The organism is Mycobacterium sp. GA-1841 (genome assembly GCF_001954135.1).
Classification (GTDB): Bacteria; Actinomycetota; Actinomycetes; order Mycobacteriales; family Mycobacteriaceae; genus Mycobacterium.
Genome location: NZ_MBEQ01000074.1, coordinates 1 through 15,355, shown reverse-complemented (window position 1 = coordinate 15,355; position 15,355 = coordinate 1). Strand labels below are relative to the sequence as shown.

The 15,355-nt window shown below is 67.3% G+C and carries 14 protein-coding genes and 1 pseudogene; 9 read left to right on the top strand and 6 right to left on the bottom strand.

The window, feature by feature from the left end; genetic code table 11:
* The first annotated feature begins 5 nt into the window (after positions 1–5).
* From A5740_RS18440 to A5740_RS18420, 5 genes are all read left to right on the top strand, one after another.
* Entirely contained in the window at positions 6–842 is an 837-nt protein-coding gene (locus A5740_RS18440; RefSeq protein ID WP_076196326.1) for a hypothetical protein, read from the top strand.
* Positions 839–3,055: a cation-translocating P-type ATPase gene (locus A5740_RS18435; protein ID WP_076196324.1), complete on the top strand. Its 2,217-nt coding sequence runs from the start codon at positions 839–841 to the stop codon at positions 3,053–3,055. The genes A5740_RS18440 and A5740_RS18435 overlap by 4 nt, the downstream gene beginning before the upstream one ends.
* Positions 3,052–3,438 carry a hypothetical protein gene (locus A5740_RS18430; protein ID WP_076196322.1) on the top strand — a complete coding sequence of 129 codons (387 nt, stop codon included), beginning with the start codon at positions 3,052–3,054 and terminating at the stop codon, positions 3,436–3,438. The genes A5740_RS18435 and A5740_RS18430 overlap by 4 nt, the downstream gene beginning before the upstream one ends.
* 101 nt (positions 3,439–3,539) lie before the next feature.
* On the top strand, positions 3,540–4,628 hold the full coding sequence (locus A5740_RS18425) for a PLP-dependent cysteine synthase family protein (protein WP_076196320.1): 1,089 nt from the start codon (positions 3,540–3,542) through the stop codon (positions 4,626–4,628).
* A complete protein-coding gene (locus A5740_RS18420; protein ID WP_076196318.1) occupies positions 4,625–5,887 on the top strand; it encodes an MFS transporter in 1,263 nt (420 codons plus the stop codon). The genes A5740_RS18425 and A5740_RS18420 overlap by 4 nt, the downstream gene beginning before the upstream one ends.
* Here the strand turns inward: A5740_RS18420 and A5740_RS18415 are convergent.
* The gene (locus A5740_RS18415; RefSeq protein WP_076196389.1) at positions 5,868–6,713 is read right to left on the bottom strand and encodes an AIM24 family protein; all 846 of its coding nucleotides are present in this window, start codon (positions 6,711–6,713) and stop codon (positions 5,868–5,870) included. The genes A5740_RS18420 and A5740_RS18415 overlap by 20 nt on opposite strands.
* A gap of 72 nt (positions 6,714–6,785) precedes the next feature.
* Between A5740_RS18415 and A5740_RS18410 the strand changes: the two genes are divergently transcribed.
* The gene (locus A5740_RS18410; protein ID WP_067769251.1) at positions 6,786–6,989 is read left to right on the top strand and encodes a hypothetical protein; all 204 of its coding nucleotides are present in this window, start codon (positions 6,786–6,788) and stop codon (positions 6,987–6,989) included.
* 77 nt (positions 6,990–7,066) lie between these two features.
* Positions 7,067–7,597 (top strand): hypothetical protein, encoded by a 531-nt coding sequence (locus tag A5740_RS18405; protein WP_076196316.1) that lies wholly within the window; start codon positions 7,067–7,069, stop codon positions 7,595–7,597.
* Here A5740_RS18405 and A5740_RS18400 read toward each other — a convergent pair.
* Genes A5740_RS18400 through A5740_RS18390 form a run of 3 tightly spaced genes read right to left on the bottom strand, consistent with a single transcriptional unit; the run spans position 7,594 to position 13,430 of the window.
* On the bottom strand, positions 7,594–9,759 hold the full coding sequence (locus A5740_RS18400) for a molybdopterin-dependent oxidoreductase (RefSeq protein WP_076196314.1): 2,166 nt from the start codon (positions 9,757–9,759) through the stop codon (positions 7,594–7,596). The genes A5740_RS18405 and A5740_RS18400 overlap by 4 nt on opposite strands.
* 36 nt (positions 9,760–9,795) lie before the next feature.
* Positions 9,796–11,688, bottom strand: a complete 1,893-nt coding sequence (locus tag A5740_RS18395; protein ID WP_076196312.1) for an ABC transporter ATP-binding protein — start codon at positions 11,686–11,688, stop codon at positions 9,796–9,798.
* Positions 11,685–13,430, bottom strand: coding sequence for an ABC transporter ATP-binding protein (locus A5740_RS18390; protein ID WP_076196387.1), 1,746 nt, complete (start codon positions 13,428–13,430; stop codon positions 11,685–11,687). The genes A5740_RS18395 and A5740_RS18390 overlap by 4 nt, the downstream gene beginning before the upstream one ends.
* Before the next feature lie 147 nt (positions 13,431–13,577).
* On the opposite strand from A5740_RS18390, the gene A5740_RS18385 reads away from it, so the two are divergent.
* Positions 13,578–14,141 carry a DUF3558 domain-containing protein gene (locus tag A5740_RS18385; RefSeq protein ID WP_076196385.1) on the top strand — a complete coding sequence of 188 codons (564 nt, stop codon included), beginning with the start codon at positions 13,578–13,580 and terminating at the stop codon, positions 14,139–14,141.
* Positions 14,138–14,686 carry a DUF3558 domain-containing protein gene (locus A5740_RS18380; protein WP_076196310.1) on the top strand — a complete coding sequence of 183 codons (549 nt, stop codon included), beginning with the start codon at positions 14,138–14,140 and terminating at the stop codon, positions 14,684–14,686. Before A5740_RS18385 ends, A5740_RS18380 begins: the two co-directional genes overlap by 4 nt.
* An 11-nt stretch (positions 14,687–14,697) precedes the next feature.
* Here the strand turns inward: A5740_RS18380 and A5740_RS18375 are convergent, their stop codons facing one another.
* Together A5740_RS18375 and A5740_RS28470 are read right to left on the bottom strand one after the other, a co-directional pair.
* The gene (locus tag A5740_RS18375; RefSeq protein WP_076196308.1) at positions 14,698–15,204 is read right to left on the bottom strand and encodes a histidine phosphatase family protein; all 507 of its coding nucleotides are present in this window, start codon (positions 15,202–15,204) and stop codon (positions 14,698–14,700) included.
* Positions 15,205–15,218: 14 nt separating this feature from the next.
* Positions 15,219–15,355: pseudogene (locus A5740_RS28470) on the bottom strand (pyridoxal 5'-phosphate synthase lyase subunit PdxS); the annotation flags it as partial.

Here is a 15,355-nt window from a genome sequence, read left to right as displayed (position 1 = left end):
CCGTCATGAGTACGCCGCAGAAGCTGATCGGGTTCGTCGTGGGACTGCTCGTGGTGTTCGCCGTGTCCTTCGGGCTGGGCGCCGCAGTGATGCCCGGCGGCGCGCCCGCGGAAAGCCACGCCGGCCATGACGCGGGCCACGACGCAGGCCACGACGCTGGATACACGCTGCGACTCGACGACGCCGAGTTGGCGTCCGGCGCTGCGGTACCACTGCGGTTTCGCATCGCCGACGCCAACGGCGCACCGTTGACCGATTACGTCGAGAGCCACGAAGAACTGCTGCATCTGATCGTGGTGCGGCACGACCTGGCCGACTATCAACACGTCCATCCGGTGCTCGACGACTCGGGCACCTGGAGCGTTCCACTCGACCTGACCAAACCCGGCGATTACCGGGTCTTCGCGGATTTCGTTCCGGCCGAAGGTGATCCGGTCACGTTGGGCGCCGATATGACCGTGGCGGGCAGGTATGAGCCGCAACCGCTCCCGGCGCCGGCCGCCACCGCGACCGTCGACGGGTACACCGTCACGCTTGCGGGTGTGGCCAAGGCCGGACAGGAGTCGGAGGTGGTGTTGTCGGTGAGCCGGGACGGCAAGCCGGTCACCGATCTGCAGCCGTACCTGGGCGCCTACGGGCATCTGGTCGCCGTGCGCGCCTCGGACCTGGCCTATCTGCACGTTCATCCGATGAGTGACGCGGCTGATCCGGCCACCCCGTCGGGACCGCAAATCGCGTTCCACACCACGCTTCCGAGCGCCGGCGCATACCGGCTGTTTCTGGATTTCAAGCATCGCGATGCGGTGCACACTGCCGAATTCACTGTTGAGGGGGCACCATGACCACCGCCACCGGACACGTCGAACTTGAGATCGGTGGAATGACGTGTGCCTCGTGCGCCGCCCGGATCGAGCGCACGCTCAACAAGCTCGACGGAGTCACCGCGACCGTCAACTACGCGACCGAGAAGGCCAGGGTTGACATCGCCGGCGAGGTGACACCCGATCAACTGATCGAGGCGGTCGAAACCGTGGGTTACACCGCGCACCTGCCGGCCGCCGAAGCGACCGAAGTTCGCGTTGAGGACGATCCGACCGCTGCACTGCGCACCAGGCTGTTCGTCTCGGCCGCACTGACCATTCCGGTGGTGGCCATGGCGATGGTCCCGGCGCTGCAGTTCACCAACTGGCAGTGGCTGTCGCTCACCTTGGCGGCGCCGGTCGTGGTCTGGGGTGCGCTGCCGTTTCACCAGGCCGCCTGGGCCAACCTGCGGCACGGCGCCGCCACCATGGACACGCTGATCTCGATGGGCACCATCGCAGCGTTCGGTTGGTCGCTCTACGCGCTGTTCTGGGGCACTGCGGGAATGCCGGGGATGACACATCCGTTCTCGCTGGCGATCTCGCAGACCGACGGGGCGGGCAATATCTACCTTGAGGTCGCCGCGGGCGTCACCACGTTCATCTTGGCGGGTCGGTACTTCGAGGCGCGGTCGAAGCGACGCGCCGGCGCGGCGCTGCGAGCTTTGCTCGAGTTGGGCGCCAAAGATGTCGCAGTCCTGAAAGACGGTGTAGAACAACGTATTCCCGTGGACGCTCTGGCTGTCGGCGACGAGTTCGTGGTGCGTCCCGGTGAGAAGATCGCCACCGACGGAGAGGTGATCGACGGTTCGTCGGCCGTGGACGCGTCCATGCTGACCGGTGAATCGGTGCCGGTGGAAGTCGGTCCGGGCGATGCGGTGGTCGGAGCCACAGTGAACGTCGGTGGCCGCCTCGTGGTACGGGCCGGCCGGATCGGCTCCGATACGCAACTTGCACAGATGGCCCGCCTGGTCGAGGACGCGCAGTCCGGCAAGGCGCAGGCGCAGCGTCTGGCCGACAAGGTCTCGGCGGTCTTCGTGCCCATCGTGATCGCTCTGGCTGTGGGCACGCTCGGCTTCTGGCTGGGGACCGGTGGATCGGTGGCCGCCGCCTTCACCGCCGCGGTGGCAGTGCTGATCATCGCCTGCCCGTGTGCCTTGGGTCTGGCCACGCCGACGGCACTGCTGGTCGGCACCGGCCGCGGCGCCCAGTTGGGCATCCTGATCAAGGGGCCCGAGGTGCTGGAATCCACCCGGCGGGTGGACACCGTGGTGCTCGACAAGACCGGGACGGTGACCACCGGGGCGATGACGCTGCTGGACGTGATCGCGGCGCCGGGCGAGGATCCCGCCGAGGCGCTGCGGTTGGCCGGCGCCGTCGAGGACGGCTCCGAACACCCGATCGCCAAGGCTATCGCCGACGGTGCCCGCGCCAAGGTGGGCGAGCTGCCCTCGGTCGAGGGTTTTGCCAACGTGGCGGGACTCGGAGTGCAGGGTGTCGTCGACGGTCACGCCCTGGTGGTGGGTCGCCCTGCGCTGCTGGCCGATTGGGGGCAGCAGCTGCCGGTGGATCTGGACACCGCGATGCGTGAGGCGCAGAACCAGGGCCGTACCGCGATCGCCGTGGGGTGGGACGGACAGGCGCGCGCCGTGCTGGTGGTCGCCGATGCGGTCAAGCCCACATCGAAAGAAGCGATCCGACAACTACGCGCGCTCGATCTCGATCCGATCATGCTGACCGGCGACAACGAGGCCGCAGCTCAGGCGATCGCCGAACAGGTTGGTGTGCAAGAGGTTTATGCCGAGGTGCTGCCGCAGGACAAGGTTGGCGTGATCAAGCGGCTTCAGGCCGAGGGCCGCGTGGTGGCGATGGTCGGTGACGGTGTCAACGACGCCGCCGCACTGGCCCAGGCCGATCTCGGTCTGGCCATGGGAACCGGCACCGATGTCGCGATCCAGGCAAGCGATCTGACCCTGGTGCGCGGTGACCTGCGCACCGCCGCCGACGCCATCCGACTCTCGCGCCGCACGTTGTCCACCATCAAGGGCAACCTGTTCTGGGCGTTCGGTTACAACGTGGCCGCGTTGCCGTTGGCCGCGGCCGGCCTGCTCAACCCGATGCTGGCCGGTGCCGCCATGGCGTTCTCGTCGGTGTTCGTGGTCAGTAACAGTCTGCGGCTGCGGCGTTTCCGATGAAACGACTGGCGGCCCTGACGGCGATCGCCCTGTGGGCGGCAGTTCTCGCCGGGCAGTGGCAGGAATCGAGCCACGATCACCCGGTACATCTGCCGCATGCGCTGTCTGCCGCGATCGGTACCGGCAGCGACATGATGACGCTGGACCACGCGCACGTCGGTAAGGGTTCCGTTCCGCACGTTCCGGATGGTTTCACCGCGGCGGTGTTGCCGCGCACCACGGCCACGGCGGCCGCGTTGTCATGGGTCGCATTCCTCGTCGGCGGTGCGGTGATGTGGGGCTGCGCCGTCGTGGTGCGCTCCCAGCGCGGGCCCCCGGACCGTCACGGCATCCTCGTCGCCGGTCGAGAACTTCTGCTTCGGATCTGTATCGCGCGCCGCTGATCGGCGGTGTGGGGCCAAGCGCGTCCAAAGCGCTGTCGTCCCAACGCTGCCCACATCAGTTGCCGTGTGTCCACACGGCTGGATACAGAAACGACGGATCCATGAACCATGTCCTTGCCGCCCGTTCTTTCCACCTGCTACGCCAGAACCGTGGACCCAACACCATGGTCGGCCACACTCCGGCCCTCTGGGTTTCCGCGCCGTTCACCGATGACGGCCGCGGGTTCTGGGCCAAACTCGAAGGATTCAACCCCGGGGGCATGAAAGACCGCCCCGCCATGCACATGGTGGAGCGGGCCCGGGCCAGAGGTGATCTGCGGCCGGGCGGACGAATCATCGAATCGACCAGTGGCACATTGGGGTTGGGCCTGGCCTTCGCGGCAACTGTGTACCACCACCCGGTGACCCTGGTGACCGATCCGGGTCTGGAGCCCATCATCGCCCGCATGCTGGCTGCATACGGCGCCGAGGTTTCCACCGTCACCGAACCGCATCCGACCGGTGGCTGGCAGCAGGCCCGCCGGGATCGGGTCGGCGAACTGCTCGCGACCAACGACAACGCCTGGTATCCCGACCAGTACAACAATCCCGACAACGTCGAGGCCTACCGGCCGCTGGCGCTGGAACTCAACGCCCAGATCGGTCACGTCGGCGTGCTGGTCTGCTCGGTCGGGACCGGCGGCCATTCCGCGGGCGTGGCCCGGGTGCTGCGTGAGTTCAACCCGAAAATGCGGTTGATCGGCGTGGACACCATCGGCTCGACAATCTTCGGACAACCTGCCGCCAGCCGCGTCATGCGGGGCTTGGGTTCGAGTATCTACCCCCGTAACGTGGACTACGGCGCGTTCGACGAGGTGCACTGGGTCGCGCCGGGCGACGCGGTGTGGGCGGCCCGGACACTGGCGTCGACGTACTACGCGAGCGGGGGTTGGAGCGTCGGCGCGGTCGGTCTGGTTGCGGGCTGGGCGGCGCGCAATCATCCCGCGGGCACCACCATCGCCGCGGTGTTCCCCGACGGTCCGCAGCGGTACTTCGACACCGTGTACAACGACGATTACTGCCGTGCGCTCGGCCTGCTCGATCACCGTCCGGTCGAAGAACCCGAGACCATCAGGCACCCCGGCGATCGGGTGGTGCAGTCGTGGACCCGTTGCGAGGACATCGCCGATCCGATGGCGGTCGCCGGATGAGCGGCCTCATCACGCAATTCCGCAGCTTCGACATGCCCAGCCGGCTGTTGATGGTCAACCAGTTCGGCATCAACCTCGGCTTCTACATGCTGATGCCGTATCTGGCCGGCTATCTGGCCGGGCCACTGGGCCTGGCGGCGTGGGCAGTGGGCTTGGTGCTGGGCGTCAGGAATTTCTCGCAGCAGGGCATGTTCATCGTCGGCGGCACCCTGGCCGATCGGCTCGGTTACAAGCCACTGATCGTCGCCGGCTGCCTTCTGCGCACCGCCGGCTTCGGCCTGCTGGTCGTGGCGGACTCCCTTCCGGCGATGCTCATCGCCTCGGCGGCAACGGGTTTCGCCGGGGCGCTGTTCAATCCCGCCGTCCGAGCGTATCTGGCCGCGGATGCCGGTGACCGGCGTGTCGAGGCCTTCGCCACGTTCAACGTGTTCTACCAGGCCGGGATCCTGCTGGGCCCAGTGGTGGGAATGGCGTTGTTGGCCGTCGATTTCCGGGTCACGGCGGCGGTGGCCGCCGGGGTCTTCGCGGTGCTGACCGTGGCACAGTTGCTGGCGTTGCCGCGACATCGGGCCGAGCCCGCGGCTGAGCGTAGTTCGGTTCTCGACGACTGGCGAAGCGTCATCGCCAACCGTGGGTTCGTGTTGTTCGCGGTGGCGATGATCGGGTCCTACGTGTTGTCCTTCCAGGTGTATCTGGCGCTACCGCTGCAAGCGGCGTCGCTACGGCCGGGCGACGAAACCGTGTTGGTGGCAGCCGTGTTCGTGACGTCAGGTCTGATCGCCGTGGGCGGTCAGCTCCGCATCACGCGGTGGTTCGCGGATCGCTGGGGGCCGCGTCGCAGCCTGGTGGTCGGTGTGCTGGTGCTGGCGGCGGCCTTCGTACCGATGGCCGTGGCGCCCGACGGGGACCGATTCGGCACCGCCACGGCGGTGGCCGCCCTCATCGGTTCGTCGGCGTTGCTGGCCCTCGGTTCGGCCGCGGTGTTCCCGTTCGAGATGGACACCGTTGTCGCCCTTTCGGGCGATCGGCTGGTCGCCACCCACTACGGCTTCTACAACACCGTCGTCGGCATCGGGATCCTGGTGGGCAACGTGGCCACCGGCTCGTTGATCGGTGCGGCGCGCGCCGCGGGCCTGGCCGAACTGGTGTGGCTGGGCCTCACGGCGATCGGTCTGGTGTCCGCGGTCGCGCTCTACGCGTTGATGCGGGACGGTGGGAGGCTGGCGCCGAGCGCGTCACTCACTGCATCGGGACCGTGACGCCCTCCGACGGCTGCACGATCACAAAGCCGTTGCCGTGGAATGCAACCTGCAGCGCTTCGCCAGAGCCCCGGCCGATCAGCGCGCCTGCCTTGAAACTGGTCTTGAGTTGTGTCTGTAGATGAGCCGACCAGGCCACCACGGCATTGGTGTCGGCAAAGGTCGGGGCTTCGGAGGCGTCGAGTACCACCGGCGGGCCGTCGGTGGTCAACGCCACCCATCCGTTGCCGCGCAGGGTGGTGTTGAACAGGCCGCCGGTGGCGATACTGCCGCCGCGGACCCGCTCGATGTTCCAGTCCAGACTTGACGAGAACGCCAGCACGTTCTTGCCGCTGACCGACAGACCGGAGTTGGACAGCTGCAACAGGTGCACGTCGAAACCCTGATCGGCGAGGAACACGTCGCCGGAGCCCTGGCAGCGCATCAACGGCAATCCTTCGCCGGTGAGGGCCTTCTTGATGAACTTCGACGCGCCGCCGCCCTCGAAGGCGAAGTCGACGTTGCCCTGATAGGCCACCATGGAGCCCTGGCGGGCCATGAACGGTTCACCCAGACGGACGCGCAGCATCTTCTTGTTCTGATTGGCGATCGGGGTCGCCTCTTTCTCGCTGAACCGACCGTCGACGAGATCCCCGCTGATTCCGGCGAATCCATCGCCCTGCGCTTGGGCGTGGGCTTGCGCCTGTTGCGGTTGGCCGCCGAGCGGTGCCCGGCCGGGTTGTCCTTGATGAGACACCTGGTCGGTCCAGGCTTGCCCGTCCCACCATCGGTATTCGTAGCGGCCTTCGGGATCGGGCAACCAGCCGGGCGGGGTGGGTCCGTTCACAATCACTCCTCGGATCGGGTTTCGGGGATCGACCCTAGTGGCAACCCGATATGCCCTGGCATTCTTGGTGTCATGGCAAAGGAAATCGACCCGATCCGTGCCCAGGGCGCTCTCGCGGTCTTGAGGCAGCACCCCGGCATGGTGCTGTTCGCGGTGTCGCCGGCGATCGTCGCGCTGGGCGCCGTGTGGTGGATCGCGGGCCCGGGTTGGGCCGGGCTGCTGCTGGTCGCGCTGGTGCTGGCCGGTGGTGCCGCGCTGCTGCTCAAGCGCAACTGAACCGCCAAGCCAAAATTTGGGGTTCGCCGGTGGTGAACGCCGTCCCAGCTGCGTTGTAACGGTGTAATCATGTAATCATGACAAAACATCAACACCATCGCCGGTCCGCGGACGAGGCCGCCGAATGGTTCGCGGGCCGGTTGCCCGATGCCTGGTTCGCCGACGACCCGACCGTGATCGTCGACCGTGAAGAGATCACCGTCATCGGCCGACTTCCCGATGCGCAGGGTTCCGAGACCGCTGCCCGGGCGTCTGGGCGGGCCGCGCGGTTCCGGGAAGAGACGCGTGGTGAGCGCATGCGCATCGCCGACGAGGCGCAGGGGCGTTTCGATCGCAAGGTGTCCTGGGGCGTGGAAGTGAGCGACGGTGAGACCGGCACCGAGCGAATTCTCTTCACCCACATCGCCGTACCGGTGATGACCCGGCTCAGGCAACCCGAACGGCTGGTGCTCGACACCCTCGTCGACGCCGGCGTGGCCCGGTCGCGCTCGGACGCGTTGGCGTGGTCGGTGCGCCTGGTCGGTCAGCACACCGAGGAGTGGCTGGACAAGCTGCGCGACGCCATGAAAGCCGTCGACGATCTGCGTGCCGAAGGGCCCGGCGTCTAGATCCGCTCGACCCCGACGTAGACCGAGCCCAACGCGGAGGTCTGCGACAACGGATCGATCGATTCGCGGTCGGCCAGCAGGTTGCGGTTCACGCCGTACGATTGCGGAGCGCCGCCGTGCTGCGGGTCGAATACTCTTGAGCCCCAGCCATGGTCGAGGACGACGACGCCGCGGCGGGGCCGGTCGCTGAGGGTGGCTGGCACCTCCAACTGGCCGGTCGGGGAGAACACCCGCACCCGATCGCCCGCCGCGATGCCCAGGGCCGCAGCGTCCTCGGGGTGCATCAGCAGCTCGTTGTCCTTGCCGCCGGGATGCAGACCCGGCACTTCGTTGAGCCACGAATTCATCGAATGGCGCCGCCGCCGGTTGCCCAGTATGAACGGAAACCCCTCCGGGGCAACAGGAGCCGCAGCCTCGAGCAACTCTCGGGCGCGGGCCAGGAACTGTGCCGGCGCCGCCTGAACCTTGCGGTCCGGCGTCCGCAAGGCATCGCGGAACCGGCCGAACCGCCGCGGCCCGAGCACCAGACCGTGTGGGTGCGCCTTGAGCTCGCGCCAGCGCAGCTTGTGTCCGTCGACTTTTCGCGAGGCCAGGATGATCAGCCGGTCCATCCAGTGCGGTCCGAACTCCAGGCCCGGCCACCGAGTGTGTGCCGCCAGCCATCGGGTGGCACGGACGAACCCGTTGAATCCCCTGGCGCCGAACAACGGACGGCGCATGGCCAGTGCCAGATCGGTGAAGATCCGCCACTCCTCGCGTGCATCGTCGGGCGGTTCGACGGCTCTCGCGCCGTACTGCACATATGGCTCGTCGTGCATGCCGCTGGTGAAGGCCAGTAGATCGTCACGTTCCAGCCAGTGCACCGCGGGCAGCAGCCAGTGTGCGTGCCGGTGGCTCTCGCGCTGCACCAGGTCGATGGCCACCAGAAGATCCAGCTGAGCCAGCGCGGCATCGAGCCGGCCGCCGTCCGGCCCGGAGACCACTGGGTTGCCGGAGTTGATCACCAGCGCGCGGATCTGGCCGTGTCCCGGGGTGGTGATCTCGTCAGGCAGCTCGGCCAGTGCGTGTGCTCCGGCCACCAGCTCCCGCCCGGCGAGCCGGCTGGTGTGCGGGCGGGTGGCGGCCAGCCCGGCCAGTCGCAGGGTGTCGACGTAACCCGGCTCGAAGCGGCGCCCGCCCGGGCGATCCAACCGCCCGGTGACGAGGTTGAGCACGTGGCCCAGCCATTCGGCCACCGTGCCCGCGGCGTGCAGCGAGACGCCGGTGCGGGTGATGACCATCGCCCGTGGCGCCGAGGCGAATTCACGGGCCACGCGTTCGATGGTGGCTCGGTCGATGTCGCAGCGGGCGGCCAGGTCGTCGAGGTCGGCGGCGGCGGTCAGGACCCGAAGGGGCCGCACCCCGGTGGCCAGCTCGGCACAGTCGGCGCGGTGTTCCCGCCCTTCGTCGAGGATCACCTTGACCATGGCCAGCAGCAGTGCCCAATCCTGTCCCGGTCGCACCGACAGATGCAGATCGGCGGCCTGCGCGCTCTCGGTGGCCAGCGGGTCCACCACGACGATGCGGGCCCCCTGCTTCTGCCGGGCCAACGCCCGGCGCCAGCCGCCCGGTACCGACTCCACCCAATTCCAGGCGCTGACAGCGGGATTGGCGCCGACGATCAGGAAGTAATCACAGTTGTCGACGTCGGACACCGGCACCATCAGCGGTGAGCCGTACATGGCCTCGGCGACCACGTGCAACGCGTTCTGGTCCACCGATCCGACCGCATAGCGGTTGTACGTGCCAACCGCATCCAGCCAGGCGTTCATGAACACCAGATTGGACGAGGAGTACCCGGCCGGGTTGCCGTAATAGGCGGCCACCGCGTCCGGTCCGCCGTCGTCGATGATGCGGTTCATCCGTCGGGCGATATCGCTGATCGCCTCGTCCCAGCTCGCCTCGACGTACTTGTCGCCGTCACGGCGCATCGGTGCCAGGATGCGCCGCGGATGCTCCACCACGTGGGCGGCGGTGCGACCCTTCGCGCAGAAATCACCCCAGGTGTGTGGGTTGAGTTTGTCGGCGGCGATCTTGATCGCCCGGTTGTCCTGGACGGTCACCTCGAGGCCGCACGAGGCCAGGCAGTACCGGCAGAAGGTGTGCACGGTACTGGTCGTCATTACACCGACACTACAATTTGTAACGGCTTTGGGGAACTAAACCCGCGTCATCTCCCAATACCGGCCATGGCGGGTCATGAGCTCTTCGTGGCTGCCGCGTTCGATGATCCGGCCGGCGTCCATCACAAGGATCAGGTCGGCATCCCGGATCGTCGAAAGCCGGTGGGCGATGATGAAACTCGTCCGGTCCCGGCGCAGCTCGGCCATCGCCCGCTGGATGAGCAGCTCGGTGCGGGTGTCCACCGCGCTGGTGGCCTCGTCGAGCACCAGCACGCGTGGCCGGGCCAGCACCGCCCGGGCGATGGTGATCAACTGCTTCTCACCGGCGCTGATCGCACCGCCGTCGTCGTCGACGCGAGTCGCGTAACCGTCCGGCAGCGTGTGCACGAACCGGTCCACGTACGCCGCCCGGGCCGCCTGAACCACCTCGTCTTCTGTTGCGTCAGGCCGGCCGTAGGCGATGTTGTCGTAGATCGTGCCGCCGAACAGCCAGGTGTCCTGCAGCACCATGCCGATCGAAGACCGCAGTGATTGGCGGCTCACCGTCGAGATGTCCACGCCGTCGATCAGGATCCGGCCGGAGTCGACGTCGTAGAAGCGCATCAGCAGGTTCACACACGTGGTCTTGCCGGCACCGGTCGGTCCGACGATCGCCACCGTGCTGCCCGGTTCGGCCACCAGCGAGAGGTCCTCGATCACCGGGGTGTCGGGCAGGTAGCCGAAGCTCACCCGGTCGAATTCCACCCGGCCGGAGCGGATCTCCAGTGGCGCGGCCGGCTCGGGGGATTGCTCGTCGGTGTCGAGCAGATCGAAGACGCGTTCCGCGCTGGCGATCCCGGACTGCAAGGTGTTGTACATCCCGGCCACCTGGCTCAACGGCTGGTTGAACTGCCGCACGTACTGGATGAACGCCTGGATACTGCCCAGCGTGATCTGCCCTGTCGCCACCTGTAGTCCACCCACCACCGCGACGGCCACATAGCTGAGATTGCCGATGAACATCGTCGACGGGCCGACCAGGCCCGAGAAGAACTGCGCGCCGATGCTGGAGCGGTAGACCTCGTCATTGAGTTCGTCGAAACGCTGTTGGGCGGCCGCACGGTGCCCGAAGGTCTTGACGATGGTGAATCCGCTGTAGGTCTCTTCGATATGGGCCGCCAGCCGGCCCGTGTTGCGCCACTGCGCGACGAACAGCGGCTGCGAACGCCGGGTGATCCACCGGATCACCCACAGGGACAGCGGCACGGTGAGGACCGTCAGCAACGCCAAGAGCGGCGAGATGGTCAACATCATCACCAACACCGCGAACACCGTCAGCACCGAGGTCAACAGCTGACTGATGGACATCGACACCGAGCCCTGAACATTGTCGATGTCATTGGTGACCCGGCTGAGCACCTCACCGCGTTGACGGGAATCGAAATAGGACAACGGAAGACGGTGCAGCTTGTCCTCGACCTCCGACCGCAACGCGATCATGGTCCGCTGCACCGCCACGTTGAGCAACCGGGCCTGCAGCCAGACCAGCACCGCGGCAAGCAGATACAAACCCAGTGCGAGGGCCAGGGTGCGGGCCACCGCCGCGAAATCCACACCGTGGCCGGGCACCACGTCCATGCCGGACAGCAGGTCGGCGAAGGTGGTGTCACCACGGGCCCGGGCCGCCGCGATCGCCTGCTCCTTGGTCAGCCCCGCGGGTAACTCACGCCCGATCACGCCGTTGAACAGCAGATCCGTTGCGTGTCCCAGGATCCGGGGCCCGATCACGCCGATCGCGATACCGGCCACGCCGAGCAGCACCACGGCCGCGGCCAGACCTCGTTGCGGCACCAGACGTTTCACCAGCCGCAGGGCCGAACCGCGGAAGTCGCGGGTGCGTTCCGGCGGCGCCACCGGGGTGCCGGACCGGCGCAGCACGGGCCCGGTCATCGCGGATCCCCGGCCGTGACGGCCTGCGACGCCGCCAACTCCGCGTACGTGGGGCAGTCGGCGAGAAGCGACTCGTGGGTGCCGACGCCGACGATGCGACCGTCCTCGAGCACGACCACCTGATCGGCCTCGAGCACGGTCGAGATGCGTTGTGCCACGATGACGACGGTGGCGTCGCTCGACACCTCACGCAGCGCAGCACGTACCTGGGCGTCGGTCTGTACGTCGAGTGCCGAGAACGCGTCGTCGAACAGGTAGATCGCGGGACTGCGGATCACCGCGCGCGCGATCGCGAGTCGTTGCCGTTGCCCGCCGGAGAAATTGATGCCGCCCTGGGCCACCGGGCGGTCCAGCCCGTCGGGGTGGGCCGCCACGAAGTCGTCGGCGGCCGCGATCCGCAACGCGGTCCACATCTGTGCTTCGGTGAGCTCCTGCCCCGGCGCGGCGCCGTAGCGCAGGTTTTCGGCGACGGTCCCGGAGAACAGATACCCGCGTTGGGGGACCAGGCCGATCACCGACCACAGCTGCTCCAGCTCGAGATCCCGGACGTCCACACCGTCGATGCGTACCGCGCCGGCGGTGACGTCATAGAACCGGCAGATCATGGCGAGCAGCGTGGATTTGCCCGAGCCTGTCGACCCCACCACGGCGGTGGTGGTGCCGGGCCGCACGTGCAACGAGACCTGCTGCAGCACCGGGCGATCGGCGCCGGGATAGCTGAATGACGCGTCGTCGAAGACGATCTCGCCGATGAGGGCGTCCGGGCGCACGGGCGACAGCGGGTCGGTGATCCGGGGTCGGGTGGTCAGCACGCCGCCGATGCGTTCGGCGCACACCGACGCGCGCGGGAACATCACCGCCAGCACCGTGGCCATCAGCACCGACATCAGGATCTGCATGAAGTAGGCCAGAAACGCGATCAGTGAGCCCACCTGCATGTGGCCCGCATCGATCCGAAGCCCCCCGAACCAGATCAGCGCAACGCTGGAGACGTTGATCACCAGTGTGGTGGCGGGAAGCATCAGGGCCTGCCATTGTCCGGCTTCCAGAGCGGTCGTGGACAGCGCCGTGTTGGCCTCGGCGAACCGGGCTTGTTCGACGGGTTCTCGGGCGAACGCCCGGATCACCCTGATCCCCGACAGTTGATCACGCAGTACCCGGTTGATCCCGTCGATCAGCCGCTGCATGCGACGGAAGATGGGCATCAGGTGTCTGATGATCCAGTAGTTGGCCAGCGCCAGCACCGGCACACTGACTCCCAGCAGCCAGGACAGCCCGGCGTCCTGGTGCAGCGCCATCAGGATTCCGCCGACCGACATGATCGGGGCGGTGATCAGGATCGTGGCGGTCATCTGCAGCAGTTGTTGGATCTGGCCGACGTCGTTGGTGGTGCGGGTCAACAGCGAGGGCGCACCGAACCGGCCGGTCTCCTCGGCCGAGAAGGTGGTGACGTGGCCGAAGATCGCCGAGCGCAGGTCGCGGCCGAAGCCCATCGCCGCGCGCGAACCGAAGAACACCGCCCCGATGGCGCACACCACCTGCAACCCGGTCACGGCCAGCATCACCCCGCCGAGTTCGACGATGCGTCGGGTGTCGCCTTTGGCCACCCCGTCGTCGATGATCGCCGCGTTGACCGTGGGCAGGTACAGCGACGCCAGGGTGCTGATCACCTGCAGCGTCGCGACGACAGCGAGCAGCCGCCGGTACGGCCGCACGTACTGTCGCAGCAGCGCCCTGAGCATCAGGTAACTCTCGCACACCCGTCGATGTCGTCGGAGTGTGCAGCCGCTGTCGTGTCGACACGATGAAAGGCCAGGTCAGTGGGTATGTCCCGATCAGGCTCAGATGCTGCCGCTACAGTGCATGGCGTGACTGTCCGCACGGCCACCATGCCACGAATTTCCCACGCCAGAACCTTGGCGGTCCTGGCTGCGGCCATGGTTCCGGTGTTCGCCGGGTGCTCGAGCGACGAGCCCGCGTCCCCCCAGGTTCCGCAGACCGAGTCACCGAGTGCCGGCGGCGACATCAAACACGGCCCGCACTTTCCTCAGTGCGGTGGCGTGACCGACGAGACGGTGACCCAGTTGACCGAGGTCCAGGGTCTGGTCAACACCGCGGTCAACTCTTCGGGTTGCCAGTGGCTGCAGGGCGGCAGCATCCTGGGACCGCACTTCTCGTTCACCTGGTTCCGGGGCAGCCCGATCGGCCGGGAACGCAAGACCGAGGAACTGTCGCGGACCAGCGTGGAGGACATCAACATCGAGGGACACGGCGGCTTCATCGCGATCGGGGAGAACCCGCTCAAGGCCGGCGACGTCAACCTCTGTGAGATCGGAATCCAGTTCGACGACGATTTCATCGAGTGGTCGGTGAGCTTCGACCAGAAGCCGTATCCGGATCCGTGCGGGGTGGCCAAGGAGCTGACCCGCCAGTCGATTGTGAATTCCAAATGAGCGCGCAGCGTCGAGTTGCCGGGTTGATGGCGGTGCTGGCTGTGTTCGGCGGGCTGACGGGTTGCTCGCGCACGGTCGACGGGACCGCGGCCAAGGAGGGCACCGGTGGTGGCCCCAGCAACAACAACTCCGAGAAGACCTACCCCAACCTGCTCAAGGAATGCGACGTCCTGACCACCGACATCCTGGCCAAGACGGTGGGCGCGGACCCGCTGGACATCCAGAGCACATTCGTCGGCGCGGTGTGTCGCTGGCAGGCGGCCAACCCGGGTGGACTGGTCGACATCACCCGGTTCTGGTACGAGCAGGGCAGCCTGGACAACGAACGTCAGACCGCCGAGAAGCTGCAGTACGCGATCGAGCAACGCCGCATCGCCGGCGTCGACTCGATCATCATGAAGCCCAACGGGCTCAACGGGGCGTGCGGCGTGGCCAGTGACGCGGCGGGCGTGGTGGGCTGGTGGGTCAACCCACAGGCACCCGGCATCGATGCCTGTCCGATGGCCACCAAGCTGATGGAACTGACGCTGGCCACCAACTCTTAGCGGGGTATCTCTCAGCGAGGGATGTGGAAGCGGGCCAGACGTGCCCCGCCCAACCCGAGTCGGTCCCATGGCCCGTCGACGTGCAGCACAGCGATCGCCGAGGTCGGGAACTTCAGCGAAATACGCTCCGCTGCACCGCGGTTCGATCCGTCGGCCAGTCCGAGCGCGACCGCCGACATGGCCGGCTCATGCCCGATCAGCAACACCGTCGCCGGCTCGGTGCCGAAACGTGACGCGACCCCGTTGATTTCGTCGATCACGGTGCCCGGGCGGGCATCGTAGATGCGCTCGGCGTACTGCACGGGTGCGTCGATGCCCGTGCGTTCCAAGGTCTGGCGGGTCCGGGTCGCCGTCGAGCACAACACTGCGTCCACTTCGGCGATGTTGGCCCGGATCCAGTCACCGGCCAACGCGGCCTCCCTGATGCCGCGCGCGGCCAGCGGCCGGTCGTGGTCGGCCACCTCATCGGGGTAGTCGGACTTGGCGTGGCGCATCAGCAGCAGGGTGCGGTGATCCATACGGGTAACGGTAGCTACCAGCCGCGTTCGGCGAGCCGGTGCGGTGCAGCGATCTCCTCGACGTTGATTCCGATCATGGCCTCGCCCAGACCCCGCGACACCTTGGCCAACACGTCGGGATCGTCGTAGAAGGTGGTGGCCTTGACAACGG

Bases quoted from the DNA above. Each gene is read 5' to 3' on its own strand.
- A5740_RS18440 (WP_076196326.1), top strand. From the start codon at position 6: ATGAGTACGCCGCAGAAGCTGATCGGGTTCGTCGTGGGACTGCTCGTG.
- A5740_RS18435 (WP_076196324.1), top strand. From the start codon at position 839: ATGACCACCGCCACCGGACACGTCGAACTTGAGATCGGTGGAATGACG.
- A5740_RS18425 (WP_076196320.1), top strand. From the start codon at position 3,540: ATGAACCATGTCCTTGCCGCCCGTTCTTTCCACCTGCTACGCCAGAAC.
- A5740_RS18385 (WP_076196385.1), top strand. From the start codon at position 13,578: ATGCCACGAATTTCCCACGCCAGAACCTTGGCGGTCCTGGCTGCGGCC.
- A5740_RS18400 (WP_076196314.1), bottom strand. From the start codon at position 9,759: ATGACGACCAGTACCGTGCACACCTTCTGCCGGTACTGCCTGGCCTCG.
- A5740_RS18375 (WP_076196308.1), bottom strand. From the start codon at position 15,204: ATGGATCACCGCACCCTGCTGCTGATGCGCCACGCCAAGTCCGACTAC.
- A5740_RS18380 (WP_076196310.1), top strand. From the start codon at position 14,138: ATGAGCGCGCAGCGTCGAGTTGCCGGGTTGATGGCGGTGCTGGCTGTG.
- A5740_RS18390 (WP_076196387.1), bottom strand. From the start codon at position 13,430: ATGCTCAGGGCGCTGCTGCGACAGTACGTGCGGCCGTACCGGCGGCTG.
- A5740_RS18395 (WP_076196312.1), bottom strand. From the start codon at position 11,688: ATGACCGGGCCCGTGCTGCGCCGGTCCGGCACCCCGGTGGCGCCGCCG.
- A5740_RS18405 (WP_076196316.1), top strand. From the start codon at position 7,067: ATGACAAAACATCAACACCATCGCCGGTCCGCGGACGAGGCCGCCGAA.
- A5740_RS18430 (WP_076196322.1), top strand. From the start codon at position 3,052: ATGAAACGACTGGCGGCCCTGACGGCGATCGCCCTGTGGGCGGCAGTT.
- A5740_RS18420 (WP_076196318.1), top strand. From the start codon at position 4,625: ATGAGCGGCCTCATCACGCAATTCCGCAGCTTCGACATGCCCAGCCGG.
- A5740_RS18410 (WP_067769251.1), top strand. From the start codon at position 6,786: ATGGCAAAGGAAATCGACCCGATCCGTGCCCAGGGCGCTCTCGCGGTC.